Source organism: Micromonospora sp. CA-263727 (assembly GCF_050942455.1).
In the GTDB taxonomy this organism is placed as follows: domain Bacteria; phylum Actinomycetota; class Actinomycetes; order Mycobacteriales; family Micromonosporaceae; genus Micromonospora.
Genome location: NZ_CP192031.1, coordinates 649,987 through 674,466 on the forward strand (window position 1 = coordinate 649,987; position 24,480 = coordinate 674,466).

Consider the following 24,480-nt stretch of genomic DNA (forward strand, 5'->3'; position numbering starts at 1 on the left):
CCACCTGCTCGGGCCGCCGCCGGCAGGATCGCTAGCGGTACCGGTTGGGTCCCTTGGCGTACATCAGGTAGGCCATCGGCCCCACCGGGAACGACAGCACGATGATCAGCGCCCAGGTGTTGCGATCGAAGTAGCGCAGCTCGTAGTCGCTGGTCCGGGCGAGATCCGCCAGGCAGCGCCGGTCGAACCAGACCACCACGCCCAGGATCACCGCAGCGGTGATCAGGACGAGCGTCCCGTTGCTGCTCATCGTCGCCTCCGCCCGGTCCGTGGCACCTGCCCAGCCGTTGCTGATCCGGCCGCCACGTCCCAGTATCCGCCGGTCCGGACATACCCGGAAGGGTGGGTGCTCAGCTGCTGGCGCGGCGGCGGAGCAGGAACACGACGGCACCGGCGACCAGGACGAGCAGCACCCCGCCACCGGCCAGCAGCATCGTGCCCGGCCCGTCGTCGGTCGAGTCGCTGGCGACCGGGCTGGCCGGCGCGGTGGACGCGGCGGCGGTGGTCGGCGCGGCGGGCGGCGTGCTCGACGGCTCGGTCACCTCGGCGCTCGCGGTGGGTGCGGCGCTGGCGTCCGGGTCGGCGACGGTGAACTTGTAGGACCCCTGCACCGGGTGCCCGTCGGTGGAGACCACCCGGTAGGCGACCGTGTAGGTGCCGTTGGCCAGCGGCGCGTCGATGGTGACCGTGCCCTTGGTGCCGCTCACCTCCGGCTCACCGGTGGTCACCTTCTGCTCGGTGGCGTCGCTGAGCGTGATGGTGGTGAACTTCGGGTTCAGCTTCTGGAGGAAATCCAGGGTGATCTTGGTTGGCGGGGCGGTGAGCTTGGCGTCCTGGGCCGGGGTCGCCTTGCGCAGGACGTTGTGCGCGTACGCGGGGGAGGCCGGCGGGACCAGCAGCGCCGCGGCGGCCAGGGCGGCGGCGAGGAGGCCCGCGGCGGAGCGGCGGCGGATACGGATCAGCATGACGTTCATTCTCCTCGTCAGTCGAGCAGCTGCTGGCCGACCCAGCCGCCCTCCGGGCAGCCGGGCGGAACGGCGAAGACGGCGGAGCCGATCGGGGTGGTCCACTCGTTGAGCAGATCCCGTTCGGCGAGCCGCCGCTGGATGGGCAGGAACTGCGTCGCGATGTCGGCCTGGTACGACGCGAAGATCAGTCCGCTGTCGGCGGTGCCGTCGGCAGCGGGTACGCCGTCGTAGTTGTAGGGACGACGCAGGATCCGGAACCGGTCGTCGGTGACGTGCGCCCGGGTGAGGTGGGAGAAGTCCGGCAGCACCGTCAGCCCGTCCGGGCCGAGGGCGGCGAAGTCCGGCTCGTCGTGCTCGGCCGCCCCGGTCAGCGGGGCGCCGGTGTCCAGCCGCCGGCCGACGGCCAACTCCCGGTCGGTGCGGCCGAGCAGGTCCCAGGTCTCCAGGTCCATGCTGATCCGCCGGAGCACCAGGGTGCTGCCGCCGCGTAGCCAGTCCGGCCCGTCCGGGATCCACACCGCGGTCTCCACCGGGGCCCCCGGCTTCGGGTTGGCGGTGCCGTCGAGCTGGCCGAACAGGTTGCGCTGGGTCCGGCCCGGCTCGGCCCCGGCGGCCCGCCGGAAACCCTGCTGGACCCAGCGGACCGTGGCGAAGGGCCGGCTGTCCTTGACCAGGACCCGTTGGGCGTGGGCGACCGTGATCGGGTCGTCGGCGCAGATCTGCAACAGCAGGTCCCCACCGGACCAGCCGGGTTGCAGCCGGTCGACGGGGAAGGCCGGTAGGTCGACCACCGAGGGCGGGCGGCGGTCGTCGAGCCCGGCGGCGGCGAACAACCCCGGACCGAAGCCGAAGGTGACGGTGAGCCGGGCCGGCAGCAGCCCGAGTTCGGGCTCGGTGTCGGCCAGCGCGGGCCGGCCCTGGGTGAGCCGGGCCGCGTCGTCGGAGAGTAGGCGCAGCATCCGGCCGAGCGCGGCCCGGTCCGCGCCGGGCCGCAGGGTGAGCGCGACGAACGCCGCGTGCGCCTGCGGCTCGGTGGCGATGCCGGACTGCCGTTCACCGTGGAACGGCTCGATCGCCGCGCCGACGGTCATCGCCACCGGTTCGGGTGTGCGTACCGGCGGCTCGCCGTCGCGGGTGGCGGCGACCGCGGCGGCACCGGCCAGCGTGCCCCCGGCGGCCAGCGCGCCGCCGGTGAGCAGGCCGCGCCGGCTCACCGGCCGGCTGGTCGAGGTCACCGGGCCGGGCTGGGGCTGGCGGACATGCCCGGCATCGGCTCGCCGTGACCGGGGGCGTAGCTCTCCTGGGCGCCGGTGAAGGGCTTGGCCACCGCGGTGAACGCCTGGGTCCGGCCGTCGGCGAAGGCGAGGGTGACGGTCACCTCGTCGCCGGCCTGCACCGGCTCGGCCAGGTTCATCAGCATCAGGTGGTCGCCACCGGGTTCGAGCCTGTGCTCGCTGTGGGCCTTGATCACTACACCACCCTCCTTGGCCCGCATCACCATCTCCCCGTCCTGCATGGCCATCTCGTGCAGCTCCACCGGAGACACGGTGGTGGTGGCCCCGGTGATGGTGACGTCGGTGTCGCTGTTGTTGACCAGCGTGCCGAAGGCCGCCGTCATGCCCTCGTCGGCGGCCTTCACCCAGGGATCCCGTACGCCCACCACCTCGGCGGTGGCGCCGGCCGACGCGGAGGTCGTCGCCGACGGGCTGGGCGCGTCGGCCGACGTGTTGTCGGACGAGCCGCAACCGGCGGCGAATACGGCGAGGACGGCCCCGGTCAACAGGAGGGCCGGGCGCGCGAACCGGCGGGACGAAGCGGTGCTGGGCATGGACTTCCCCTCGAAGATCGACGTCATGAGGTTGGTCGGCCACCACCGCCGGGAAGTTCCCCCGTCGCGGGCAGAGGCTGATCGTGCACCTGCCGCCGCGGGGCAGAGAGCGACGACGTGCGAGACCGCGGGTGGGGTGGGCGGTTGCTGGGGTCGGATGCGGTTCCGTGTGGGGAGATGCGGCCTGTTCGGGTCCTTTTCGGCCGTAGGTGCGGAGATCTATGGTGGTCGTCGTGACGATGTTTCGGATGAGCGATGCGGCCGAGCTGCTCGGGGTCAGCGTGGACACGATGCGGCGCTGGGTGGATGCCGGACGGCTCGCCGCGAGCCGCGACGAGCACGGCCACCGGGTGATCGACGGCGTCGACCTCGCCGCCTTCGTCCGGGCTCAGGCCGCTGACCCGGACGACCGCGCGGAGGGGTCGTCGGCGCGGAACCGGCTGCGTGGCATCGTCACCGCCGTGGTCAAGGACGCGGTGATGGCGCAGGTCGACATCCAGGCCGGCCCGTTCCGGCTGGTGTCGCTGATGAGCCGCGAGGCGGTCGACCACCTCGGCCTGGAGGTCGGTTCGGTGGCCGTCGCAGTGATCAAGTCAACCACGGTCGTCGTGGAGAAACCGATCGCGACGGCCGGAACCAGGGGAAGGGCGAACGCGTGAGAGCAGCAAAGTTTCTGGCCGTCTTCACCGCACTCGCGGTGCTGGGCCTGACCGGGTGCGCCGACGATTCCACCGACCCACCGGCGAGCGGCGACGGGATCAGCGGCGAGCTGACCGTCTTCGCCGCCGCCTCACTGACGGAGTCGTTCACCCGGCTCGGCCAGGACTTCGAGGCCGCCCACCAGGGGGTGAAGGTCACCTTCAACTTCGCCGGCAGCTCGGCCCTCGCGACCCAGATCAACCAGGGCGCGCCCGCCGACGTGTTCGCCTCCGCCGCCCCGGCCAACATGAAGACGGTCACCGACGCCGGCAACGGCGACGGCGAACCGACCATTTTCGTCCGCAACCAGCTCGTCATCGCCGTACCCAAGGGGAACCCCAACGGGGTGACCGGCCTGACCGACCTCACCAAACCCGGCGCGAAGGTGGCGCTCTGCGCCGAACAGGTGCCGTGCGGGGCGGCGGCGCGCAAGGCCCTCGACACGGCCGGGGTCGCGCTCACCCCGGTCACCCTCGAACAGGACGTCAAGGCCGCGCTGGCCAAGGTGCGGCTCGGCGAGGTCGACGCCGCGCTGGTCTACCGCACCGACGCGCAGGCGGTCGACGCCGCCGCCGACGTGGACGGCATCGAGTTCCCCGAGTCGGCCGGGGCGATCAACGACTACCCGATCATCGTGTTGAAGGACGCGGCCAACAAGCCGGCCGCCCGGGCGTTCGTCGAGTACGTCCGCTCCGACACCGGCCGGAGCGTGCTCACCGCGGCCGGATTCCAGGCGCCGTAGCCGGTGTCCCGCACCGACAGCGAGGTGACGCGGCCGTGGTCGGCCGCGTCACCCGCTTCGAGCCGACGCACCAGCCGGATACCGGTCGCGTTGCTGGTGCCCGCCGCGCTCGGGCTGCTGTTCCTGGTGCTGCCGCTGGTCGGACTGCTCGTCCGGGCCCCGTGGGCCACCCTTCCGCAACGGCTCACCGAGCCGGGGGTGCTCACCGCGCTGCGGCTGTCGGTGCAGACCGCCACCCTCGCCACCCTGCTCTGCCTCGCCCTCGGCGTACCCCTGGCCTGGCTGCTGGCCCGGGTCCGGTTCCCCGGCCGGCGCGTGGTGCGCGCCCTGGTCACCGTCCCGCTCGTGCTGCCGCCGGTGGTCGGCGGCGTGGCCCTGCTGCTGGTCTTCGGCCGCCGCGGGCTGATCGGCTCGTGGCTCGACGAGACGTTCGGCCTCACCCTGCCGTTCACCACCACCGCGGTCGTGCTCGCCGAGGCGTTCGTCGCCATGCCGTTCCTGATCATCGCGGTGGAAGGGGCGCTGCGCGGCGCCGACACCCGCTACGAGGAGGCCGCGGCCACCCTCGGCGCCGGCCGGTGGACCACCTTCACCCACGTCACCCTGCCGCTCGTCGCGCCCGGCGTCGCCGCCGGAGCCGTGCTCTGCTGGGCCCGCGCCCTCGGCGAGTTCGGCGCCACCATCACCTTCGCCGGCAACTACCCCGGCCGTACGCAGACCATGCCGATCGCCGTCTACCTGGCCCTGGAGACCGACCTGGAGGCGGCGATCGTGCTCAGCCTCATCCTGCTCACCGTCTCCGTGGTGATCCTGGCCAGCCTCCGCGACCGATGGGTCAGCGCACCATGAGCGCCGGCCAGGGCCCGCACCGCACCGCACCGCGCCCCGGCGCGCCGCTGCTCGACGCCCACCTTGTCGTGGACCGGGGCACCTTCCGGCTCGACCTGCCGCTGAGCATCGACCCGGGCGAGGTCGTCGCGCTGCTCGGGCCGAACGGGGCCGGCAAGACCACCGCCCTGCGTACGCTCGCCGGCCTGCTCCCGCTCTCCGCCGGGCACCTCACCCTCGCCGGCCGGGACCTCGACCACCCGGGCCGGCGGGCCTGGATCCCCACCGAGCGGCGACCGATCGGCGTGGTTTTCCAGGACTACCTGCTCTTTCCGCACCTCAGCGCGCTGGACAACGTGGCGTTCGGCCCACGCCGGCGCGGCCTGAACCGGCCGCAGGCCCGCCACCGGGCCGCCGACTGGCTGGCCCGGATGGGGTTGACCGAGCACGCCCGCCGCAAGCCCCGGCAGCTCTCCGGCGGGCAGGCGCAGCGGGTCGCCCTCGCCCGCGCGCTGGCCATCGAGCCGGCGCTGCTGCTGCTGGACGAGCCACTGGCCGCGCTCGACGCCGGTACCCGGCTCGACACCCGGGCCCAACTGCAACAACACCTCGCCGCGCACGCCGGAGCCACCCTGCTGGTCACCCACGACCCGCTGGACGCCCTGGTGCTCGCCGACCGGCTGGTCATCATCGAACACGGCCGGGTCGTGCAGCAGGGCAACGCCGCCACCATCACCGCCCAGCCCCGCACCGACTACGTGGCCCGCCTGGTCGGGCTCAACCTCTACCGGGGGCAGGCCACCGGACACCGCATCCGGCTCGCCGACGGGTTCCGGCTGACCAGCGGCGACCAGCACGACGGCGAGGTCTTCGTGGCCTTCCCGCCGTCGGCGGTGGCCCTGCACCCGCGGCAGCCCGACGGCAGCCCCCGCAACACCTGGCCGGCCACCATCGCCGGCATCCAGCGGCACGGCGACAACCTGCGGATCCAGCTCACCGGCCCGATCGAGGTGGCCGCCGACGTCACCCCGGCCGCCGCCGCCCAGCTGAAACTGGCCCCCGGCCAGCCGGTCTGGGCCGCGGTCAAGGCCGCCGAGACCCGCGCCTACCCGGCCGCGCCCGTACCCTGACCGGGTGGTCCGCGCACAGCAGGTACGGGTCTGGTCCCCCTCGGTCAGCGGAATCACCGAGGTGCTGCACGCCCGGTTCACCGACCACGCGTACCCGATGCACACCCACGGCAGCTGGACGCTGCTCATGGTCGACGACGGCATCGTCCGGTACGACCTCGACCGCCACGAGCACGGCGCCTTCCGGCAGGTCGTCACGCTGCTGCCGCCGGACGTGGCACACAACGGCTGTCCGGCCACCCCGCACGGCTTCCGCAAGCGGGTCCTCTACCTCGCCCCCGAGCAGTTCGGCGAGCCGCTGATCGGCCCCGCCGTGGACCAGCCGACCGTCGAGGACCCGGCTTTGCGGCGACGGATCGACCTGCTGCACGCCCGGCTGGCCGAGCCCGGCGACGAGTTCGCCGCCGAGGTGCACCTCGCCTTCGTCGCCGAGCGGCTCCGGGCGCACCTCACCCGGCGTACGCCCGGCGCGGCAGCGGTGCGTGATCCACGCATCGCCGGCCGGCTGCGCGAACTGCTGGACGAGCGCTTCGTGGCAGGGGTGACCCTGCACGAGGCGGCCCGGATCCTGCACGCGCACCCGACCTACCTGGTCCGGGCCTTCTCCGCGGCCTTCGGCCTCGGGCCACACCAGTACGTGGTCTCGCGCCGGGTCGACCTGGCCCGCCGGCTGCTGCGGGAGGGCGTGCCGGCCGGGGAGGTGGCTGTGGCGGCCGGCTTCTACGACCAGCCGCACCTGAGCCGGCACTTCAAGCGGATCCTCGGCTTCAATCCCGGTCAGTACGCCGCCCGCGGGCGGCGCCAGCCCGGTGTCCCGGGCCGCCTCACGGATGCATTCGGGCGCCCTTGAGCACCTTGTCCACGGCGTTCCTCGGCCCGTACACGGCAAGTCCGGCCAGGTCGAGATGGTCGCGCGGGACAGCCCGGACGGCCGCCCGGTTGTCCCGATCGTTGCCGGTCCGGAACAGGTCGGAGGTGAAGACCGACAGCGGCAGCTCGCGGGTGACGGCGCGCTGGTGCGCGGCGGTCAGCGTCTCCTTCGCGCCGCTGAAGACCAGCACGGGCTGGCGGAACATCGGCAGGTAGGGCGTGCCGTCAGCGTCGGCGTACGGCTCGCCGATCACCTCGGGCGCGACCTGACCGATGCCGCTGACCAGGAACGCCGTCATGTTGAGTCGCTGCCAGGTCGGCAGGTCGTCGCGGAGCAGGACCGCGATCTTGGTGTCGAAGCGTACGGGCGCGCTGCCGGTTTCCATGCCGTCGAGTCTCACCGCCGGCTACGGCCCCGGTCTTGTACGAAACTTCCCGGGCCTGCCAACGGGGGCGCGCTGTTCGCCGCCGCCCTGGCCGCTGCGCCGCGAGACCGCTCAGTCCTGCGGTCGCAGCCGGACCCGGCGCAGCAGCTGGGCGTTGAGCGCGACTACGATGGTGGAGGCCGACATCAGCACCGCCGCGACCGCCGGGCTCAGCGCCACCCCGGCCCAGGCCAGCACCCCGGCGGCGAGCGGCAGCGCGACCACGTTGTAACCGGCGGCCCAGGCCAGGTTCTGGATCATTTTCCGGTACGCGGCCCGGGACAGCCGGATCACGCCGGTCACCCCGCGCGGGTCGGACGAGGCGAGCACCACGCCCGCGGACTCGATGGCCACGTCGGTGCCCGCGCCGATCGCGATGCCCACGTTCGCGCGGGCCAGCGCCGGCGCGTCGTTGACCCCGTCGCCCACCATCGCCACCCGCAGCCCCCGCCGTTGCAGGTCCGCCACCGCGTCGTCCTTGTCCGCCGGCAGCACCTCGGCGAAGACCTCGTCCTCACCCGGGCGGAACCCCAGGTCGGCGGCGACCGCCTCGGCCACCGGCCGGGCGTCCCCGGTGATCATCACGATCTTCCGGACGCCCTGCGCCCGCAGGTCGGCCACGGCCTGCCGGGCCTCCGGACGCACCTCGTCCTCCAGGGCGAGGGCACCCAGCACGGTGGCCCGGCCGTCGTGCAGGCGAAGCAGGTGCAGCACCGCAGCCCCACGCCGGGACCAGTCGTGCTGCTGCCGGGCGAGGTCGTCGGGCACCGTGGCGTCGTATTCCCGCAGCAGCGCCGGACCGCCGACGGCGTAGGTCGCGCCGTCGACCTCGGCGCGGACGCCCCGGCCGGTCAGCGACTGGAACCCGGTCGCCGTCCGTCGATTCCCCTGCTGGTCGGCGGCGACCACGATCGCCCGGGCGAGCGGATGCTCGCTGTCGGCCTCCACGGCCGCCGCGATGGCGAGCACGTCCTGCTCGCCGGTGGCGGCCACGCCGGTGACGACGTGCTCACCGCGGGTCAGCGTGCCGGTCTTGTCGAACAGCACCGTGTCCACGGTGCGCATCCGCTCCAGGGCCAGCCGGTCCTTGACCAGGATGCCACCCTTCGCGGCCACCGCCGTGGAGAGCGCGATCACCAGCGGGATGGCCAGGCCGAGCGCGTGCGGGCAGGCGATGACCAGCACGGTCACCGTGCGTACCACCGCCTCGTCCAGACTGCCCAGCGCGGACCACACCACCAGCGTGACCACGGCGGTGGCGGTGGCGATGTAGAACAGCCAGGCGGCGAAGCGGTCGGCCAGGACCTGCGCCCGACCACTGGACTGCTGCGCCTGCGCCACCAGCCGCTGGATGCCGGCCAGCGCGGTGTCGTCGCCCACCGCCTCGATCCGGACCCGGAGCGCCGCGTCGGTGGCGACCGTGCCGGCCACCACCCGGTCGCCGGTCGCCCGGGATACCGGCCGCGACTCGCCGGTGATCATCGACTCGTCCAGCTCGGCCTGGCCGTCGACGATCCGCCCGTCCGCCGGGACCCGCCCACCCGGCCGCACCAGGACCAGGTCGCCGACGCGCAGGTCGGCTATTGAGACCTGCTCCGGTCGACCCTCCGGGCCGAGCCGTTCCGCGTCGTCGGGCAGCAACGCGGCCAGCGCCGACAGGGCGCCCCGGGCCTGGCCGATCGCCTTCATCTCCTGCCAGTGCCCGAGCAGCATGATCGTGACCAGCGCGGCCAGTTCCCACCAGAAGTCCAGGTCGAACGCGCCGAACGCGGTGGCCAGCGACGCGACGTAGGCGACGCTGATCGCCATCGCGATCAGCAGCATCATGCCCGGCGCGCGGTCCCGGATCTCGCGTGCCGCGCCCTGGAGGAACGGCCAACCGCCGTAGCCGAACACCACCGTGCCCAGCACCGGCCCCACCAGGTCGATCCCGGGGAACTCCAGCCGGTAGCCGAACCAGTCCATCACCATGTGGCTGGTGACCACGATCGGCACGGTCAGCACCAGGCTCAACCAGAACTTGCGGCGGAACGCCTCCGGGTCGTGCCCGGCATGCTTGTCGTGTCCACCGTGCTTGTCGTGCCCAGCGTGCTTGTCGTGTCCGGCGTGGGGCATCTCATCGCCTCCTCACCCGCCACCATATACCCCTCGGGGGTATCCGTCTCTCGTGTCGGCGGGCAAGTACCCCGGGCGGACAACGACGCCGCCGGCGGGGCTGGTGCCGGCCGGTTGTGACCGCACCGACCTGCGGATTGGGCTAAGACTGCCTGAGTGGGGTGGCCGCACCCTGCGGACGGGTGGACCATGTTGCCGCGAGATCCGAGCGCACTGCTGCACAAGGGCGAGGCGACGCGACGGGCGTCGTTCCTGGAGCTCTTCTTCGACCTGGTGTTCGTCTTCGCGCTGACCCGGGTGGTGGCCCGGGCGGCGGAGGACCTCACCGGCAGGGCGGCCATCCACCAGCCCGAGGCGGTCTTCGCCGGTGCCACCAAGACCCTGTTCCTGGTGCTCGCCCTCTGGTCGGTCTGGCACGGAAGCGCCTGGACCACCAGCCGCTACGACCCCTATCAGCCGATCGTGCAGTCGACCGTGCTGATCGCGCTGGTGGCCAGCATGGTGATGGGAGTAGCCATTCCCCGTGCCTTCAGCGTCAACGCGGTGGCCTTCGTGGCCGGCTACCTGACTGCCCAGCTCAGCAGATCACTGTTGCTCGCCATCGCGCTACGCGGCCATCGACAGCAGCGGCTTGAGCTGCGGATATTCATTACCTACTCGGCGACGGCGGTCCTCTGGACACTCGGCCTCATCTTCCGGACACACCCCGGTCGCCTGGCTCGCGGTGATCCTCAGCGGCCCGGCGCTCTACCTGGTGGGCCGGTCCCGCTTCGAGTACGAGGTGTTCAACCGAGTCTCCCCGTCCCGGATGATCGCCATCGGGCTGCTGCTGGCGCTCATCCCCGCGCTGCTCAGGGCACCACCGCTGGCCGCCCTGACAGCAGCCGGACTCATCCTGGCCGCGGTGGCCGTCGCCGACGCGCAACGGGCGCGGGGCAACCCCCCGAGCCGCCGGCCCCACCGATGTGAGCACCAGCCCATCTCGAAGGCCACCCGGGCCGGGTCACCGGGCCGCGAATGACCTGCGGCCTCTTCGTCCTCGGCTCGGCGCAGGGGGACTGTAAGACGAAGGGCTCTGTCTCACATTCGGTGGTGACGGAGGGTGTTGGTCAGCCGAGCAGGATTCGATGGCGCAGGAGAGCGAAGCCCGCGCGTCCGTACATCTGTCGCTTGATCAGTTTGGTTTTGGTGTTGACGCCTTCGGTGCCGCCGTTGTGGAAGGGGTAGGTCAGGGCGGCGTTGACGGCGTCGCGGTCAAGGCCGAGGCCGCGGGTGAACGTGTGCAGGTGGGGCAGGTCCGTGGCCCTGACCTCGGCAATCCACGTGGTAAGACGGTCATCGTTGCCGCCTGTGGGCGTGAGTAGCGCGGCGAACGAGCCGATGAAGCCGGCCAGCGCGGTCATCTGTGGACAGGCGCTGGTGAGAGCGTCGACGAGCGTTCGCTGATGGTCTTTGAGCTGGTCGGGTGGGGTCAGGAGGTAGCGGGTCAGGCGCCGGGGCGATAGGGCTGGGCGGTCGGCTTCGACGCGGCCTTGGGTGATGTAGCGGTAGAGCAGGTTGAGGCTGCCGATGTAGCCCAGTTCCCTGATTTCGGCGAGGAGTTGAGTGGCGCCGACGGCGGGGTCTTGTTGGCGGCGGCGGCGTAGGTGGTCGCGGTAGGGGTCGACGAGGGTGGGCCGGTACTGCGGTGCGCGGACCAGGCGTTGGGGTTCGCTGATTCGGGCGTAGCGTTTGATGGTGTTGAGGCCGAGGTTGAGCCGGCGGGCACATTCCAGCAGGCCGACGCCTTTGTCGAGCAGGTCGTGGACCTGCTGCCACCGCTGCCGGGTCGTCACCGCTCGTGTGCCTTCTTGTGGCGGCGGGCCTGCTTTGGCCCAGCAGGAGCTGTGCGCGGTGACCTCTTTGCGCACGGCCTCGGCGAGGTTGTGCCACAGATGCCAGCGGTCCGCGACCTGCAACGCCTCGGGCAGGGCACGGCGGACCGCTTCGGCGTAGGCGCCGCAGGAGTCCCGACACATCACCTCGACACCGGGATGCTCACGCAGCCACGCCTCCAACGTGTTGGCCCTGCGGTCGGGCAGCACATCGATGCGCTCACGGGTGACCGCGTCGATCAGGACGGTGGCGTATCGCTGACGTCGCCGCAACGCGAAGTCGTCCACCCCGAGCACCAGAGGCACCCGCCGCTCGGGCAACGGCAGGCGCAGCAGCGCCCGCAGGGCGGTGTGCCGGGACACGACCACCGCCAAGGCCGACAACATCCGCGCCCCGGCACGGCCGGCCAACTGCCGCGTCACTGCACCGACCTGGGAGATCAGCCGGCATGTGCGGCGCTGGTAGCGATGCAGAACCCCGGGCAGCTGTTCCCGGAACGTTCGACGACAGCCCTGGGTCGAGCACACCAGACGACGTACTCGCACCCGCACCACCACCGGCCGGGCATCGACCGGCACGTCCGCGAGGGTCCGCTGGTGATACCCGTGCACCCGGCCCGTCACGGCCGCGCAACCCGGACAGGCCACCGTCCCTCCGGGAGTCCGCGCCCGCACCAGGATCCGTTCGCCCTCGTCCGCCACGCCGTCGATCACCAGCGGCAGCAGCCCCGAGAACACCATCTTCGTAAGATCACCGATCTTGCACACATGACCTCAACGACATCGACTACCTTCGGTCACCACCGAATGTGAGACAGAGCCGTTCATTTGACAGACCCTTCGACGGGAGATGACGGATGGCGCGCCGTGACTACTTCAACGACCCCAATGCGCCAGCTGCCACCAGCGTGGTGCCGTCGGTTGTGGCGGCAGTGCGTAACCAGCGCGGTGAGCTGCTGATGATCCACCGCACCGACAACAACCTGTGGGCGCTACCTGGCGGTGGCCATGACATCGGCGAGTCGATCTCCGACACGGTGGTGCGGGAGGTGCGCGAGGAGACCGGCATCGAGGTGGAGGTCACCGGCCTAGTCGGGATCTACAGCAACCCCCACCACGTGATGGCCTACGACGACGGTGAAGTACGCCAGCAGTTCTCGATCTGCTTCACAGCCCGACCCGTCGGCGGGAAACCGACGACCTCCAGCGAGTCGCGTCAGGTCCGCTGGGTGAACCCCGCCCAGCTCAACCACTTGGACTCCACCCCTCGATGCGGCTGCGTATCGACCACGCCCTCAACGAGCGGGCGACGCCGTACATCGGTTGAGCAACGAGGGGCGTGTCACCTTGATGACGCAGAAAATCCCGTGTCTATGGGCCCGTGGCGATGGTTAGGTTGCGCAGATGAGCGCAACCTCGGTGGCCGCGCCGCGCCTGCAGTTCTGCAAGACTCCGGGCGAGTTCCTCGCGGTAGCTGGCGATCATCTGGCCGCCGACCCGGTAGTCAGCACGGTCGTCACCACCGTCGCGCACCGGCTGCTGGCGCTGCAAACCGATGGGATCGCGCAGCCCGACCGCAATTGGTGGTTGGTGGTTAGGGGTGCATCCGGCACGGTCGTCGGCGCCGGTATGCGAGCGGCGCCGTTCGCACCCTATCCGCCGTTCCTGCTGCCGATGCCCGACGAGGCGGCCGTGGCCCTGGCCTACGCTCTGCACGAGCGCGGGGAGGAGGTCCTTGCGGTCAACGGGGCCGTTCCTGCCGTTGCGCTGTGCGCCACCGAGTTGACCCGGCTCGGCGGGGGCAGGGTCCAGGTCAACCAGCACACGCGGCTGCACGAGCTCGGCGAGCTGGCTCGTCCGGCGGCAGTGCCTGGCTGCCTGGAGCTAGCGGTCGAGAAGGACGTCGAGCTGGTCATGAAGTGGTTCGGCGAGTTCGTGGGCGACGCTGACGAACAGGCGGGCCGCCGACGGGGTACCAGCGCACATGAGGTGCCCGACCGCGCGGAAGTGCTGCGCCGACTGCGGGCCGGGCATTTGTGGTTCTGGGTCGACGGGACTGGAGAGCGGGTGCACCTCACTGGTGCCAGCCCCCCATCGTTCGGAGTCGCGCGCATCGGTCCGGTGTACACGCCACCAGCCCAGCGCGGGCGTGGATGGGCCAGCAACGCGGTTGCCGAGGTTTCCCGGCGGATCCAGGCCGACGGTGCGCGGGTGTGCCTGTACACCGATCAAGCAAACCCGACCTCGAACAAAATCTACGCCGCGCTTGGCTACCGGCCGGTGGTAGACATGGCCAACCTCGTCATCGTCCGCTGACGGGAATGGCGCCCACGGCGATGTCATGGTCGACCAATGCCCGCCCCGCACCGTTGGCGAGACAGGCAATATTCATCGCCGATGGACTCGTGGCCTACGCGCCTGGTGTATCCATAGGAGTCCAATAGCCTGTCCATGAGTTACACCCTGTTGCCGATTGTCGGGAGCCGTGCGGCTAGGGCGCAGTTTCCGCGGGCTGCCCTTGTTTTGCTAATGCCAATACGGGAGATCATATGGTGGCGAAGGTCGTGGTATATAAGGTTCTCTGCTACGTGGTGCGAGAGGGGCGGTTGCTCGTCTTCCGTCACACCGACTACAGCTATGAGCAGGTGGGCGTCGAGGTGCCGGGAGGCACCGTTCGTGTAGGTGAGGCGCCGGAGGACGCCGCGCTGCGCGAGGCCCGCGAGGAGACCGGGCTGACGGGCTTTCGCGTTGTCCGCAAGCTGGGGGAGGTTGAGTACGACATCACACCGCTCCGGTTCGAGATTCAGTACCGTCACGTCTTTCAGTTGGAACTCGTAGGGCCGGCGCCCGAGCGGTGGGCTAGTCAGGAAGACCACGACGGTACCCAGGAACCCACCCACCTCGAGTGTTTCTGGATACCGTTGAAGGCTGCGCATATCCTGCAGGCTGGCCAGGGTGCTCTCCTGGCCAAACTTTGTTCGTGATCGGGTGTACATCACGAGGTTGGCAATGCGCGGCTATGGGACCGAAGTGGGCCAACGGCATTGCCTGATCATTGGCAATGCCGTCATACCAATATCCCGCCATGCGTTGTGAGGCGACCGCGAGACCCGGGTGCGGATGCAGGCCGGTCGGAACGTTCTACATCCCTGAAGCAAGATGCGGCGGTGGCTCGACTGGCAACTCCGGTAGCTGGTGTTCACCTCGGAGCAGCGCCCCGAGCCGCGGGCACTGGGCCAGCATCGCGCTCAGATCCCGCTCCTCCGCGACGGCCGCGATGAGGCGGAGCGCATCGGTGGCCAGACCGAGTGCGCCGAGTTCCACGACCGTGCTGGCCTCCCCTGCCAGAACCGGGTCCATCAGCCGGGTCCACTCCGGCAGCAGGACCCAGGACGCGTACAGGTGATCGTCGAGCCAGGCGACGGGCCGAGCCGCGAAAAACTCCCTCCGGTCGGTGGGAACCTCGACGAACACCGGCGTCGAGTAGACCGGATCAACCTGGGCGGCGGCCAGCAGAAGCGGGTCCTGCACCAGGGTGGCGTCCACGAGCTGCGCGAACGACGGCGTCCAAACAACCATGTGGCCATTCGTGGTGCCATCGGCATGGACGACCGGCGGTCGTTTCCACACGCCGACCTCGGACACCTCGGTAAACGTGTCGGTCACCCCGTATAGCGAGGCGTACGCGGCGACCGCCTCGGCCTCGAAGCCAAGGTGCCGCAGCGCCCCACTGACCTGATGACTCGTCGGGACACAGGTGCCCACCGGCATGCCGCTCTGCGCCTGGTGTAGAACGGCTAGGACCGCGAGCAGCGGCACCATCTCCACCGGCGCGTCGACGAGCCGTCCGAACATTGGGCTGTACTCAAATTTCGGCATCAGCGCCGTCTCGTCCGGGCGGTGAGGGCGCCGGCTGCCGGGCACGCGGGTGAGCGGGATCATCCGGCGGATCGGCTCCCGCCGCTGCCGGCGGCCACTGCGCTTGCGATTACCCACCGATCCTCCCGACGCGAACACCCGCACCGCCGTTCCGTCGATGCTGATACGTCGACAGCCGGACACGACAGCCGCAGACCCCACCCCACGAGCTGGAATCTGGACCGGAAGCCGCTCGTGCGACTACTCGCATCGCGGTGGCTGTCTGCGGTGCCGACCGCCTCGCCGATGTCTGGTGACCTCACAAGGAGCCCGGTAGGTTCAGCTGCCCAGCACTTTCGCTCTCATCGATTGGGGTGCCGGCCACGTGTCGCAGATCGAGAAGATCACCGGTGAACTCCGCGCGTTGATGACCGGGGTCGAACGCGCGCAGGGGTTGGCAGCCGCCGCGGACAGCCAGGCGCAGGAGGTGGGGTTGCGGGCCGCGGGCGCAGGCTTCGTCGCCGTGGCGGCGGGCGTGGCCCGGGTACGCAACGCGATCACGGGCATCCAGGGCGGCCTGGGAAGTCTTGCCGGGTCGATCGGCGAGGCGACGAAGGCCACCGCGGCGGTGCCGAACGAGGCCACCCCGCAGGAGACGATCGCCGGGCTGGCGCCCGTGCTGAGCGCGGTGGACGCTGCTCGGGACGCGGCGACCGGGGCCATCACCGGCGTCGGGGAGGCGCAGCAGCTCGTCGCCGTGGTCCTGCAGGGTGGGCAGCCTGGGCCGCTGTTGCAGGCGTTGGAGGCCATCAAGCAGGTCCTGGTGCTGATTGTTCAGCGCACTGGCGGGGCCCGGCAGGCCGTTGAGGCGGCGATCGCACAGGCCCGGCAGTTGGGGTCGTCGGGAAACTGACGGGGGCTGGCGGTCATCCACCGGCCAGCCCTACCCCTTCCGAGCACGGTGACCCGCCGTCGACACCTCATGCCGCCGGCGACACCCCATCAGCTGACCACGGCCACGGCACGTCTTGGACCAGGCAGCCAACCGGTGTCCCGGGCGGGACGCCGACCGGTCCGAGAACCAGGATTCCGCCCCGGTTGGACGACGAAGGGCGGCGTCCGTTGGAGCTCGAGAACGAATGCGCCGATATAGTCGCCAGCAAGAGCTACCGGGTCCACCAGAACCCCACCAGGCAGGAGATCGCCGATGCCCGGCTCCGTACCGGCGACTCGGGCAACCCGAACAAAGACCCGGATTACCTGATCGAGGGTCACGTGTTCGACTGCTATTCGCCCACTCTCGGCAAGCCGGTACGGGGTGTCTGGAGCGAGGTCCGCGCCAAGGTCGACAAGGAGCAGACCCAACGCGTGGTGCTGAACCTGCACGACTGGCACGGAGACCTCGCGGCCCTGCGGACACAGTTCGACACCTGGCCCGTCGAGAAGCTGAAAGAACTCGTCGCGGTAACGCCCAGTGGCGCGATCGTGCAGATCGTCCGTCGAGACTGAGGAGAGGCGCAGAGATGGCTGTCGAGTTCAGGTTGACCCTGGCGGGTGACCTGCCCCTGGACCACGTGGCTGATCTCGTGGCGGCGGACACCGCCGAGAAGCCCAGGCCCAGCGGCACCAACCCGCGGCTGTTCAGTGCCCGCCTCTACGACACCCGCGGGTACGCGCTGACCGTCTCTTCAGGGAGCCAGGGTTATTTCGATGCCGAGGCCGACGACGGTGCCCGCTGGGAGTGGGAGCCGGAGACGTACGTCGACATCGACTTCTCCATGCGGGCAGACGACGTGGTCGACAAGGGGATCCCGAACATGATGAAGGCCGTGGCCCGGGTGTTGGCCGCCCGGCAGGAGGACGCGGCGCTGGTCCAGAACGGAAACTGGCTCCTGCTGACCCGCACCGCGGGCGAACTCCACAGACATCGGCCTACATGGTGGAGCCACTACGGTGTAGCCGACCTCATCACCCCATGAGCCAACCGCGTGGGTGACCCGCTGACGGACGATGCGGCTTCGACCCGCCGTCCGTGCGTGACATCGACGTCGTCTTCCTCGACCCGGTGGACCTGACCCGCGACAACGCCGACCGGGCCGCCGCAGGGCCGATGGCGACGTGGCCGGACCCCCTGTGGGAGGCGACGCCCAGCCGGCAAGCGGGTAGCCCCACATGATCTTCGATGATGTGCGGGGTGTGTGCTCTGCAGCGGATGCCAACCCGGGTGAACCGGTGCCAACGCGGGTCACCGCGGCCGACCGCCGGTCGCAAACCGGGGTTCGTGTGCTCCGGGTGTGGTCCTGGGCTGGGCGAACGGGGGTCCGGGGAACGCGGGTGAACGTGGGCCACTCCCTGCCACCCCAGGTGAACCCCCAGGTCGCTAGACTAGGCCCTCGCGCCCTCGTAGCTCAGGGGATAGAGCATCGGTTTCCTAAACCGTGTGTCGCAGGTTCGAATCCTGCCGGGGGCACCTCAAAGATCAGCAAGAACGCCACCTGGCCTGCGGATACGCTTCCCCATCGATCGGCCGAGGTGTGCAGCCGGATGCCACCCGAAGTCGCCGTTTGTAGCCGTCCGTGCAGAATACGTGCAATGATCTTGGGGAGTCTGACGGCAACGTTCTCGCAGGTGACGCGCCCCGAACTCTTGGAGGCTGTAGGTAGCAACAGCTACAGTCTCCGCGTGCCGCCAGAGAGCCACTCTTAACTCGTCCCGCTCCGTCATAGGAACACCGCCACTGGGGGCGGTGGGGGTGCCGGCACAGTGAACTCACGTAGCCAGTGGCCCTCCGCGTCCTCCGGCCGTGCGCAGGAGCATTCGCCGTCGAACCAGATCCTGATCAGGTGGTATTTCTGGTCAGGACGTCCCAGGTGTAGTTCGATGCTCTCGCCTGCCCTAATGGTGCCGACCCCGATGTCCGAGTAGTTGTCCGCCTTGAAGTAGATCCGGGCTCGGTAGCTGAACTCCATCGGGCTCGCGTTCTTCACGGTCGCTACGTAGCTCGCGGGGATAGGAGCCCTTGCGCCCTCCCGTGGCTTAACGCTGACCAACTCCACGCGGCTTGCACCGTAGTCATGATGGTCTCGTCTGGCTTCGATCCTGACAGCCTCACTCGCTGCCTCGGCTGACCGCTTGGCCTCCTCCTTCGCGTCCTCGGCGATCTTGACTTGAACCTCAGCCGCGTCAGCAGACCGCTTCGCCTCCCCTTTGGCTCCCCTAGCGATTTCCGTCTGCCGATGGGCGTAGGAAGCGGCTACTGCTGCGGTTGTGATGGCGACAATGATGCCGATGCGATCAGCGTTCAACCAGTCCAGCCAGGTTGGCATGGCTCAGCTCCTCGAAAGCTGGAAGAGTTAGCAGGCTTCGCGAAGGGTCAGGATGCCACCATCAGGCAACGTCGGGTCGACCGCTACTCACCGTTTCAGCGCCGACTCGATCCGCTCGTTCATTCGGCTCCGGTCCCCGTCGAGGCACTTGGCGTACACCTTGAGCAGCACGTCGACCGAGTGGCCGGCCCGCTCCGCGACCTCCGGTGCCGGTAGCCCGGCGTTGAGCCACAGCGAAACCCCGGCGTGCCGCAGGTCGTACGGTCGACCGGCCAGGGGAGAGTCCACCCGCTCCGGCGGCAGGCTGAACCGCCGCGCCTCCTCCCACACTCGGGAGTACGTCGAGGACGCCACCACGTTGCCCCGCCCGCTACGGAACAGCCGCCCGTCGGCGCCCACGCCGAAACGGTCGATGTGCGCCCGCAGGATTGCCACCAGTTCCGGCGGGATTGGCACCTCCCGCGCCTCTGCGTCGCCCCGGTGCTTCAACCCCCGGTCGTCGTGCACCTCGCCACTGTCGGTGTACCGCTTCCCCGCCGCCGGCCGGGACTTCTCCAACGTCAGCAGGCCCCAACCTTTCGCCGGAAGGTGGCAGTCCCGCTCCCGCAGTCCCAGCGCCTCACTCGGCCGCAGCGCCGCGAAGTACAGGCAGGCGTAGAAGGCGACCAGGCGCTCACCGCGCCGGCCGTTCTTGCCCCGCTGGCCGACGTACGTGACACCAACGAGCAGTTCCCGCGCTTGGCGGACGTTCACCACAACTCGGCGGTCAACCTCGCCGGACAGCTTCCGTCGGCTCGACCGCACCCGCAGCTTGTCGACCGGGTTAAAGTCCAACAGCTTCAGTTCGACGGCGTACTGAAGGATGTTGTAGAAGACCGAGCGCCGCCGCCTGGCCGTCGACGCCGCCAACGGCCGGCCGTCCATCCGCAGGCCGAGCGCGTCCAACGCCGGCCGCACCACCACCGCTTCCGCCAGCGCCGACAGCGGCAGCGAAGCCCGCTCCAACCAGCGCAGCGCCGCAGCGACCTCCGCCGGCCGGTCGAGTTGCCGAGACGCGGGCGGAAACTCCCACTCCCGCAACGCCCGCCGCAACACCACCGGGTCAGGCCGCCCGGCCATGTCCCGCACCAGCGCAGCCGTGACCGACGCCAATGCATCCGTGGTGCTCTCCCGAGACTTGGCCGCCGCGCCCGGCCACTTCATGTCGACATACCGGCGGACGAACCCGAGCCAGCTCACCGACTCCGTCGGCGCGACCATCGACTCCGGCAAGCCGGAGTCGCCGTCGAATGCCTCGCCCTGGTTCGCCGCCTGTTTCAGGTCCGACCGGAAGTTGTCTGCCAGGGCCCGGGTGCTGAACGTCCGCGACTTCGGCCCCGTTCCCACTACCCACCGAACGGTGTACGACTTCTTGCGGCCCGCCAGCGCGTTGACCTGAATGCCCCGTATCCGGACCTCGCGCGACTTCACGCCGCCTCCCGGTGCTGCTCAAGCCACGCTCGCAGATCCCGCCGTTCAATGCGCAGCTCACCGTTGGGTAGCTTGATGCACTCGGGGGCGATTCCCAGCTCACGCCAGCGGTAGAAGGTTCGCCGCGACACTCCATTGAGGACGGAGAGGACTTCCGGAACGGTCAGCAGCTCACTTTCCATGAGGGGTTCTGTCCTCCAGATCATCGAACAGCAGGGGAGAGGGGAGTAGTGGTAGCCGAAACGGCCCCGGCTGTTCGTTGCCGTGCTGTGTCGAGGTCTGCCCGCCATCGGATGCGGGCGGAGATGGCGCGTAGGAGTCGGTGCTCCAGCGGCGGCACGTCAGGGTCTTCGGGCCGGGCGAGTTCGAACCGGTACCGCTTCGGTCCGTCTGCTTCGTCGGCGGCCTGGTCGTGTTCCTCGGTGTCGGCCATGCCGCCAGCGAGAATCGCCCGCACCCACGAGCGGTTATCCGCCCGATGATCGGCGAGGGTCTTGCCCGACCACTGGCGAGAGACGAGGACGCGCCGGCCGGTGAAGCCAAGGGTGGAGCGTTGGTGGACTTTCCCGGTGCACCGGCCGGGCGTCAAGCCGGCCTTGACGCCGTCGGGCTGGACGCCGTGGAGCAGCCAGTTGGCGCAGGTGGGCGAGCAGGGCAGCACGGACAGTTCTGCGTGGAGGCGGTCGAAGTGTGCCTTCTGTGCGTCCGACCGGGGCTTGGCGTGGTCGGTCAGGTCCTTGGTGACGTACTTGGTCACGTACCGGATGGATCGTTCCGCGTCGCGGGTGCCTTGTTCGATGCCGCGTGCGTCGATGCGGCCGAGGCGGGCGACGTAGGCGGGTCGGCTGTCGGGTTCCTCCAGGGCGTCAAGGGCTTCACCCCACGTCGGTAGCGGCTCGCGGGTCCTCGGGTCGACGTATGCCTGTTGGTCGACGTCCCAGACCGGCGGCTTGTCCACCGAGTAGACGGGTTGGTTGAAGGGTGGCCACCACACCTGGTGGTAGGTGGCGGCGGCGATCTGCTTGAGCAGCCGGCGGGGCAGGGTGCCACGGATCGCAAAATGCGCGTGCGGGGCGAGGCGGCGTTGCAACTCGACCGCGCCCGCGTACTGGACGTTCCAGCCGGCAGCCCGGCGTACGTTCTGCCACCACCGGTCGATCACCCGCGCGAAGTGGATCGCATCCAGCGCTGCCCGCCGGTAGTCGTATGCGGTCGGGTCGACCGGTGTGCCGAGCACGTCATCGTGCGGCCCGTGCCGCTGCCCGCACTCGCACGGCGCGACGTATGGGCCGCGTCGGAGGTGGGAGTGCATCGGCCCGTGTGAGCCTAGGGTCAGGGTGACGAGCATGGAGGGCCGGTGGGTCTTGCCGGTCTTGCCGGAGTAGGCCCGGCCGACCGTGCGGGGGTCGAGGGGCAGCCGGGGCAGATCAGGTGAGTCCTGACGCCGCCTGGTCGACCGTTTGCGGCGGGGCCGGTCGTCACGGTCTTTGGGGGTGAGGTGCCCGCGCAGGCTCGTCTCACCCAGCGCCTCATCCAGCTCCGCGATGGCAGCGTCTATCTCGGCCAGGTGCGCGACCCGCTCGTCCGGGGTCATCGGTTGGTACTGGACGGCTTCCCGTTCGAATTCCAGGTGTGCCCGCACCCGCACCAGCGCGAGTGCATCTTCCCCCGGCTGGTCGGGGCGCACGGCGGGTTCGTCGGCGAGGTGCCAGCCTTCCCGGATCTGCTGAATCCGTAGCCGACGGCCCCGCTCCGCACACGGCGTGCACTTCGCCGCGAGGGTGGCCCCGCAGGGCACCTCCACCACCTCAGTCATGCCAGTGACGGTGTCGGTGCGGCGCAGCGCGAGAGGTCGCACGCAGACGCCGTTCTGTTCGGCGAGCTGCTTGAGCGCTTCCTTGGCAAGCGGCTTGCGTAGCCGGTCGGCGCGCGACCCCGGCCGAGGCCGCTCGACAACGTCGGGGGCCGGGGTCGCGGAGGGGATCAGTTCGAGTTGGCTCACCGGTCACCTCCCGGACCGGCAGGGGTGCCGTTGCGCGGGGTGAACGCCGCCGCCGGGACGGGCACGAGGCCGGGACGCCGTTCGCGCTCGATCGACGGCACGGGCCGCAGGATCACCGGCCGAGGCTGCTCCTCGTCGGCATCCCGAACGACGGTCGCCGTCTGGTCGTCGTCGGATGGCACCGCCACCGCGTCACTTCCGGTCGGCTTGTCGATGGGCGCCGGTACCGGCGCGGTGGAGAACACGAGCTTTGACAGTCCGAGGAACGCCAGTGCCGGGACGGCGGACAACAGCCACCCGGACAGACCCGGCTTGGCCACCGCGAGCTGCGCGGCCAGAGACAGCGCGACCGCACAGACAAGCAGGAACATCGGATAGCCGATCGGGCCGCCGGTGCGGCGGCGTTGCCGGATGGTCAGCAGCGCCGCCAGGGGCAGGAGTTCGGAGATGGCGGCGTTGGCCCAGCCGAACCATTCGCCCGTACCGGCCGGTGAGTTGGCCATGGTCCAGTCATGCACGTGGGTGAACGAGGCCGCTCCGGCGAGTCCGCCGACGACGAGGACGATGAGCGCCAGGAACACGCCCTCCACCCGCTGCGCGGTGGTCTTCACGCCGTCACCCCCTGCTCGTCGGTGGTGTGGTCGAGGCGGCGGTAGGTGTGGCCAAGCGAGCGGATGTCGTCGTCGGTGAGGTAGGCGAAACGCACCCGGACGGGTTCGCGGACACCATCCAGGACCACGAACCCCACCCCCGGCGACGCCTCAGGGATCCGGTCACACAGCGCGCCCCGATCGCGGGCAGAGTCGCCGAGGACCATGTCCACCTGCTCCGGTTCGGTCAGCCGCAGGCCGATGCGGGTCGGGAACAGATCCCGAAACGGCAACACGTCCTTACGCGGATCCTGCAACGCGGCGATGACATGCACCCCGACCGCACGGCCCTGCGACAGCAGCAGGCCGAGAGATTCCTTGATCCGGTCGCGGACTTTGCGGTCGGTGAGGTAGGCGGTCAACGCGGCCAGCTCGTCAATCACCAGGACCAGCAACGGTTCCTCGACCGTCGGCACATGCTGCCGCGTCACCCCACGCAGGCGAGCCGCCCGCATCCGCATCCGCTTGACCGCCTCGTCCAGAACGCCGGCCATACCGTCCGGGTCGTCGTAGGCGAACCGGGCGAACAGCGGCACCCCGGCCGCCAGCTCCATGCCGCCCTTGGGGTCGAACGCCCACACCTCGACCAGCCCGGAGCGGACACCGCCGGCCAACGACCGGATCAGCGACCACAACACCGAGCCCTTGCCCGCCCCCGTCGCCCCCGCGACGAGCACGTGTGAGCCGGACAGCCGCAACCGGTACGGATCCCTGTCCTCCCGCACGCCGAGCGGCAGCCCGCCCAGGTCGGGCACGTCCACCACCGGCAGCGGCGCGACCACACGGGCGAGAGGGTCGCGGCGCATGAACCGCACCACCACCCGATCGGGCCGGTGGGTGGAATGGGCCTGCCCGGTGTGGAGGCGGAAAGCGTAGGCGAGACGTTCCGCAGCCTGGCCCCAGTCGTCGGGGATCTGGCCCGGCAGCATCCGCACGGTCAGCTCATCGCCCCACCGATCACAGCGCACCTTGACCAGCCGAGGCACGTACCGGTCACCACCGAACATCGTCGCCAGCCCGCAGGTAGCCATGACCGACGCCCACCGAGGCCGATACACCACCAACACCCGAACCCGAGCGACCAGCGGATACCAGCCGAACCGCAACCACGACACCGGATGCCACTGCCACCACGCCGCGCAGCCGGCCGCAACCGTCGCGGCGACGGCGGCCAGGACCAGACCACCGAATTCCGCCCGGATCCACAGCGCGAGCACGGTCGGACTGGTGATCCACCAGTAGCGGATGGCCAGGACGGTGAGGCGGAACAGGCCACGGGCCAGCCACCAGAACACCAGCAGCCAGCCCGGCACCCGCCACGCAGGAAGACGCACATTCATCGGCGCAACCGGGATCTTGTCCCCCGGAATCACGTTGATCAGAGGCACACGCCACCCCCGCGACGACCACGGCCGAGAGTGGCAATGCAGGACCGGCATGACATGCGCCGCAGGTCGAACCGACGCGGCTTCACCCACCGCGAACAGCGCGGGCAGCGAATCGCGTACACCAGACCGGAAGCCGGCGGCAACCGCAACACCGTCCGGACCGCCGCTTCCATCTCCCGCAGCATGTGCCGCAGACCGGCAAGACGTGTCCGAACCATCAGCAGCAGCGCGCCGGCCAGCAGCGGCACCACCGCGATCAGAGCAGGGTGAACTACGGTGGGCATCACGCCCTCCTTCACACACGAGG

At 70.2% G+C, this 24,480-nt stretch carries 27 protein-coding genes, 1 tRNA gene and 2 pseudogenes; 15 read left to right on the forward strand and 15 right to left on the reverse strand.

Annotated features, from left to right (window positions below; genetic code table 11):
- Positions 1-31: 31 nt before the first annotated feature.
- The 4 genes from ACQPYA_RS03020 to ACQPYA_RS03035 form a co-directional block, all read right to left on the reverse strand.
- The gene (locus tag ACQPYA_RS03020; RefSeq protein WP_433531109.1) at positions 32-250 is read right to left on the reverse strand and encodes a hypothetical protein; all 219 of its coding nucleotides are present in this window, start codon (positions 248-250) and stop codon (positions 32-34) included.
- 100 nt (positions 251-350) lie between these two features.
- Complete coding sequence (locus tag ACQPYA_RS03025; protein WP_433531110.1) at positions 351-965, reverse strand: copper resistance protein CopC; 615 nt, start codon at positions 963-965, stop codon at positions 351-353.
- A gap of 17 nt (positions 966-982) precedes the next feature.
- Positions 983-2,203 carry a Dyp-type peroxidase gene (locus ACQPYA_RS03030; protein ID WP_433531111.1) on the reverse strand — a complete coding sequence of 407 codons (1,221 nt, stop codon included), beginning with the start codon at positions 2,201-2,203 and terminating at the stop codon, positions 983-985.
- Positions 2,200-2,796 (reverse strand): copper chaperone PCu(A)C, encoded by a 597-nt coding sequence (locus ACQPYA_RS03035; RefSeq protein WP_433531112.1) that lies wholly within the window; start codon positions 2,794-2,796, stop codon positions 2,200-2,202. The genes ACQPYA_RS03030 and ACQPYA_RS03035 overlap by 4 nt, the downstream gene beginning before the upstream one ends.
- A gap of 233 nt (positions 2,797-3,029) precedes the next feature.
- Here ACQPYA_RS03035 and ACQPYA_RS03040 point away from each other — a divergent pair, with 233 nt between their 5' ends.
- Genes ACQPYA_RS03040 through ACQPYA_RS03060 form a run of 5 tightly spaced genes read left to right on the forward strand, consistent with a single transcriptional unit; the run spans position 3,030 to position 7,045 of the window.
- Positions 3,030-3,455 carry a TOBE domain-containing protein gene (locus ACQPYA_RS03040; protein WP_433531113.1) on the forward strand — a complete coding sequence of 142 codons (426 nt, stop codon included), beginning with the start codon at positions 3,030-3,032 and terminating at the stop codon, positions 3,453-3,455.
- The gene (gene modA, locus ACQPYA_RS03045; RefSeq protein WP_433531114.1) at positions 3,452-4,237 is read left to right on the forward strand and encodes a molybdate ABC transporter substrate-binding protein; all 786 of its coding nucleotides are present in this window, start codon (positions 3,452-3,454) and stop codon (positions 4,235-4,237) included. Before ACQPYA_RS03040 ends, modA begins: the two co-directional genes overlap by 4 nt.
- Positions 4,238-4,261: 24 nt before the next feature.
- Positions 4,262-5,086, forward strand: a complete 825-nt coding sequence (locus ACQPYA_RS03050; RefSeq protein ID WP_433533367.1) for an ABC transporter permease — start codon at positions 4,262-4,264, stop codon at positions 5,084-5,086.
- Positions 5,083-6,195, forward strand: coding sequence for an ABC transporter ATP-binding protein (locus ACQPYA_RS03055; RefSeq protein WP_433533368.1), 1,113 nt, complete (start codon positions 5,083-5,085; stop codon positions 6,193-6,195). The genes ACQPYA_RS03050 and ACQPYA_RS03055 overlap by 4 nt, the downstream gene beginning before the upstream one ends.
- 4 nt (positions 6,196-6,199) lie before the next feature.
- On the forward strand, positions 6,200-7,045 hold the full coding sequence (locus ACQPYA_RS03060) for a helix-turn-helix domain-containing protein (protein ID WP_433531115.1): 846 nt from the start codon (positions 6,200-6,202) through the stop codon (positions 7,043-7,045).
- Here the strand turns inward: ACQPYA_RS03060 and ACQPYA_RS03065 are convergent.
- Together ACQPYA_RS03065 and ACQPYA_RS03070 are read right to left on the reverse strand one after the other, a co-directional pair.
- Positions 7,020-7,451: a DUF2000 family protein gene (locus ACQPYA_RS03065; protein ID WP_433531116.1), complete on the reverse strand. Its 432-nt coding sequence runs from the start codon at positions 7,449-7,451 to the stop codon at positions 7,020-7,022. The genes ACQPYA_RS03060 and ACQPYA_RS03065 overlap by 26 nt on opposite strands.
- 111 nt (positions 7,452-7,562) lie before the next feature.
- Positions 7,563-9,605, reverse strand: coding sequence for a copper-translocating P-type ATPase (locus tag ACQPYA_RS03070; protein ID WP_433531117.1), 2,043 nt, complete (start codon positions 9,603-9,605; stop codon positions 7,563-7,565).
- Between the two features lie 189 nt (positions 9,606-9,794).
- Between ACQPYA_RS03070 and ACQPYA_RS03075 the strand changes: the two are divergent.
- Together ACQPYA_RS03075 and ACQPYA_RS03080 are read left to right on the forward strand one after the other, a co-directional pair.
- A pseudogene (locus ACQPYA_RS03075) lies at positions 9,795-10,227 on the forward strand (low temperature requirement protein A); the annotation flags it as partial.
- Between the two features lie 102 nt (positions 10,228-10,329).
- Positions 10,330-10,626, forward strand: coding sequence for a hypothetical protein (locus ACQPYA_RS03080; RefSeq protein ID WP_433531118.1), 297 nt, complete (start codon positions 10,330-10,332; stop codon positions 10,624-10,626).
- 88 nt (positions 10,627-10,714) lie between these two features.
- On the opposite strand, the gene ACQPYA_RS03085 is transcribed toward ACQPYA_RS03080, so the two are convergent.
- The gene (locus tag ACQPYA_RS03085) at positions 10,715-12,220 is read right to left on the reverse strand and encodes an ISL3 family transposase (RefSeq protein ID WP_433531119.1); all 1,506 of its coding nucleotides are present in this window, start codon (positions 12,218-12,220) and stop codon (positions 10,715-10,717) included.
- Between the two features lie 116 nt (positions 12,221-12,336).
- Between ACQPYA_RS03085 and ACQPYA_RS03090 the strand changes: the two are divergent.
- From ACQPYA_RS03090 to ACQPYA_RS03100, 3 genes and pseudogenes are all read left to right on the forward strand, one after another.
- A pseudogene (locus ACQPYA_RS03090) lies at positions 12,337-12,806 on the forward strand (NUDIX hydrolase).
- Between the two features lie 77 nt (positions 12,807-12,883).
- Positions 12,884-13,795, forward strand: a complete 912-nt coding sequence (locus ACQPYA_RS03095) for a GNAT family N-acetyltransferase (RefSeq protein ID WP_433531120.1) — start codon at positions 12,884-12,886, stop codon at positions 13,793-13,795.
- Between the two features lie 233 nt (positions 13,796-14,028).
- Positions 14,029-14,463, forward strand: a complete 435-nt coding sequence (locus tag ACQPYA_RS03100) for an NUDIX hydrolase (protein ID WP_433531121.1) — start codon at positions 14,029-14,031, stop codon at positions 14,461-14,463.
- Between the two features lie 157 nt (positions 14,464-14,620).
- Here the strand turns inward: ACQPYA_RS03100 and ACQPYA_RS03105 are convergent, their stop codons facing one another.
- On the reverse strand, positions 14,621-15,502 hold the full coding sequence (locus ACQPYA_RS03105) for a hypothetical protein (RefSeq protein WP_433531122.1): 882 nt from the start codon (positions 15,500-15,502) through the stop codon (positions 14,621-14,623).
- A gap of 220 nt (positions 15,503-15,722) precedes the next feature.
- On the opposite strand from ACQPYA_RS03105, the gene ACQPYA_RS03110 reads away from it, so the two are divergent.
- The 5 genes from ACQPYA_RS03110 to ACQPYA_RS03130 all read left to right on the forward strand — a co-directional run bounded on the left by ACQPYA_RS03110 (position 15,723) and on the right by ACQPYA_RS03130 (position 17,807).
- Positions 15,723-16,250, forward strand: coding sequence for a DUF6244 family protein (locus tag ACQPYA_RS03110; RefSeq protein WP_433531123.1), 528 nt, complete (start codon positions 15,723-15,725; stop codon positions 16,248-16,250).
- Between the two features lie 185 nt (positions 16,251-16,435).
- Positions 16,436-16,846, forward strand: coding sequence for a hypothetical protein (locus ACQPYA_RS03115; protein ID WP_151493135.1), 411 nt, complete (start codon positions 16,436-16,438; stop codon positions 16,844-16,846).
- A gap of 14 nt (positions 16,847-16,860) precedes the next feature.
- Positions 16,861-17,316 (forward strand): SitI3 family protein, encoded by a 456-nt coding sequence (locus tag ACQPYA_RS03120; protein ID WP_433531124.1) that lies wholly within the window; start codon positions 16,861-16,863, stop codon positions 17,314-17,316.
- A gap of 53 nt (positions 17,317-17,369) precedes the next feature.
- Complete coding sequence (locus ACQPYA_RS03125) at positions 17,370-17,513, forward strand: hypothetical protein (RefSeq protein WP_018740203.1); 144 nt, start codon at positions 17,370-17,372, stop codon at positions 17,511-17,513.
- 221 nt (positions 17,514-17,734) lie between these two features.
- Positions 17,735-17,807: transfer RNA gene (locus tag ACQPYA_RS03130), tRNA-Arg, on the forward strand.
- Between the two features lie 250 nt (positions 17,808-18,057).
- On the opposite strand, the gene ACQPYA_RS03135 is transcribed toward ACQPYA_RS03130, so the two are convergent.
- The 7 genes from ACQPYA_RS03135 to ACQPYA_RS03165 all read right to left on the reverse strand — a co-directional run bounded on the left by ACQPYA_RS03135 (position 18,058) and on the right by ACQPYA_RS03165 (position 24,457).
- A complete protein-coding gene (locus tag ACQPYA_RS03135) occupies positions 18,058-18,663 on the reverse strand; it encodes a hypothetical protein (protein WP_433531125.1) in 606 nt (201 codons plus the stop codon).
- A gap of 87 nt (positions 18,664-18,750) precedes the next feature.
- Positions 18,751-20,133: a tyrosine-type recombinase/integrase gene (locus ACQPYA_RS03140; protein WP_433531126.1), complete on the reverse strand. Its 1,383-nt coding sequence runs from the start codon at positions 20,131-20,133 to the stop codon at positions 18,751-18,753.
- The gene (locus ACQPYA_RS03145) at positions 20,130-20,315 is read right to left on the reverse strand and encodes a helix-turn-helix transcriptional regulator (protein ID WP_018722283.1); all 186 of its coding nucleotides are present in this window, start codon (positions 20,313-20,315) and stop codon (positions 20,130-20,132) included. The genes ACQPYA_RS03140 and ACQPYA_RS03145 overlap by 4 nt, the downstream gene beginning before the upstream one ends.
- A gap of 20 nt (positions 20,316-20,335) precedes the next feature.
- On the reverse strand, positions 20,336-22,135 hold the full coding sequence (locus ACQPYA_RS03150; protein ID WP_433531127.1) for a replication initiator: 1,800 nt from the start codon (positions 22,133-22,135) through the stop codon (positions 20,336-20,338).
- Positions 22,132-22,746, reverse strand: coding sequence for a DUF2637 domain-containing protein (locus ACQPYA_RS03155; protein WP_433531128.1), 615 nt, complete (start codon positions 22,744-22,746; stop codon positions 22,132-22,134). Before ACQPYA_RS03155 ends, ACQPYA_RS03150 begins: the two co-directional genes overlap by 4 nt.
- On the reverse strand, positions 22,743-24,173 hold the full coding sequence (locus ACQPYA_RS03160) for an FtsK/SpoIIIE domain-containing protein (RefSeq protein WP_433531129.1): 1,431 nt from the start codon (positions 24,171-24,173) through the stop codon (positions 22,743-22,745). Before ACQPYA_RS03160 ends, ACQPYA_RS03155 begins: the two co-directional genes overlap by 4 nt.
- On the reverse strand, positions 24,164-24,457 hold the full coding sequence (locus ACQPYA_RS03165) for a hypothetical protein (RefSeq protein ID WP_433533369.1): 294 nt from the start codon (positions 24,455-24,457) through the stop codon (positions 24,164-24,166). The genes ACQPYA_RS03160 and ACQPYA_RS03165 overlap by 10 nt, the downstream gene beginning before the upstream one ends.
- Positions 24,458-24,480 lie beyond the last annotated feature (23 nt).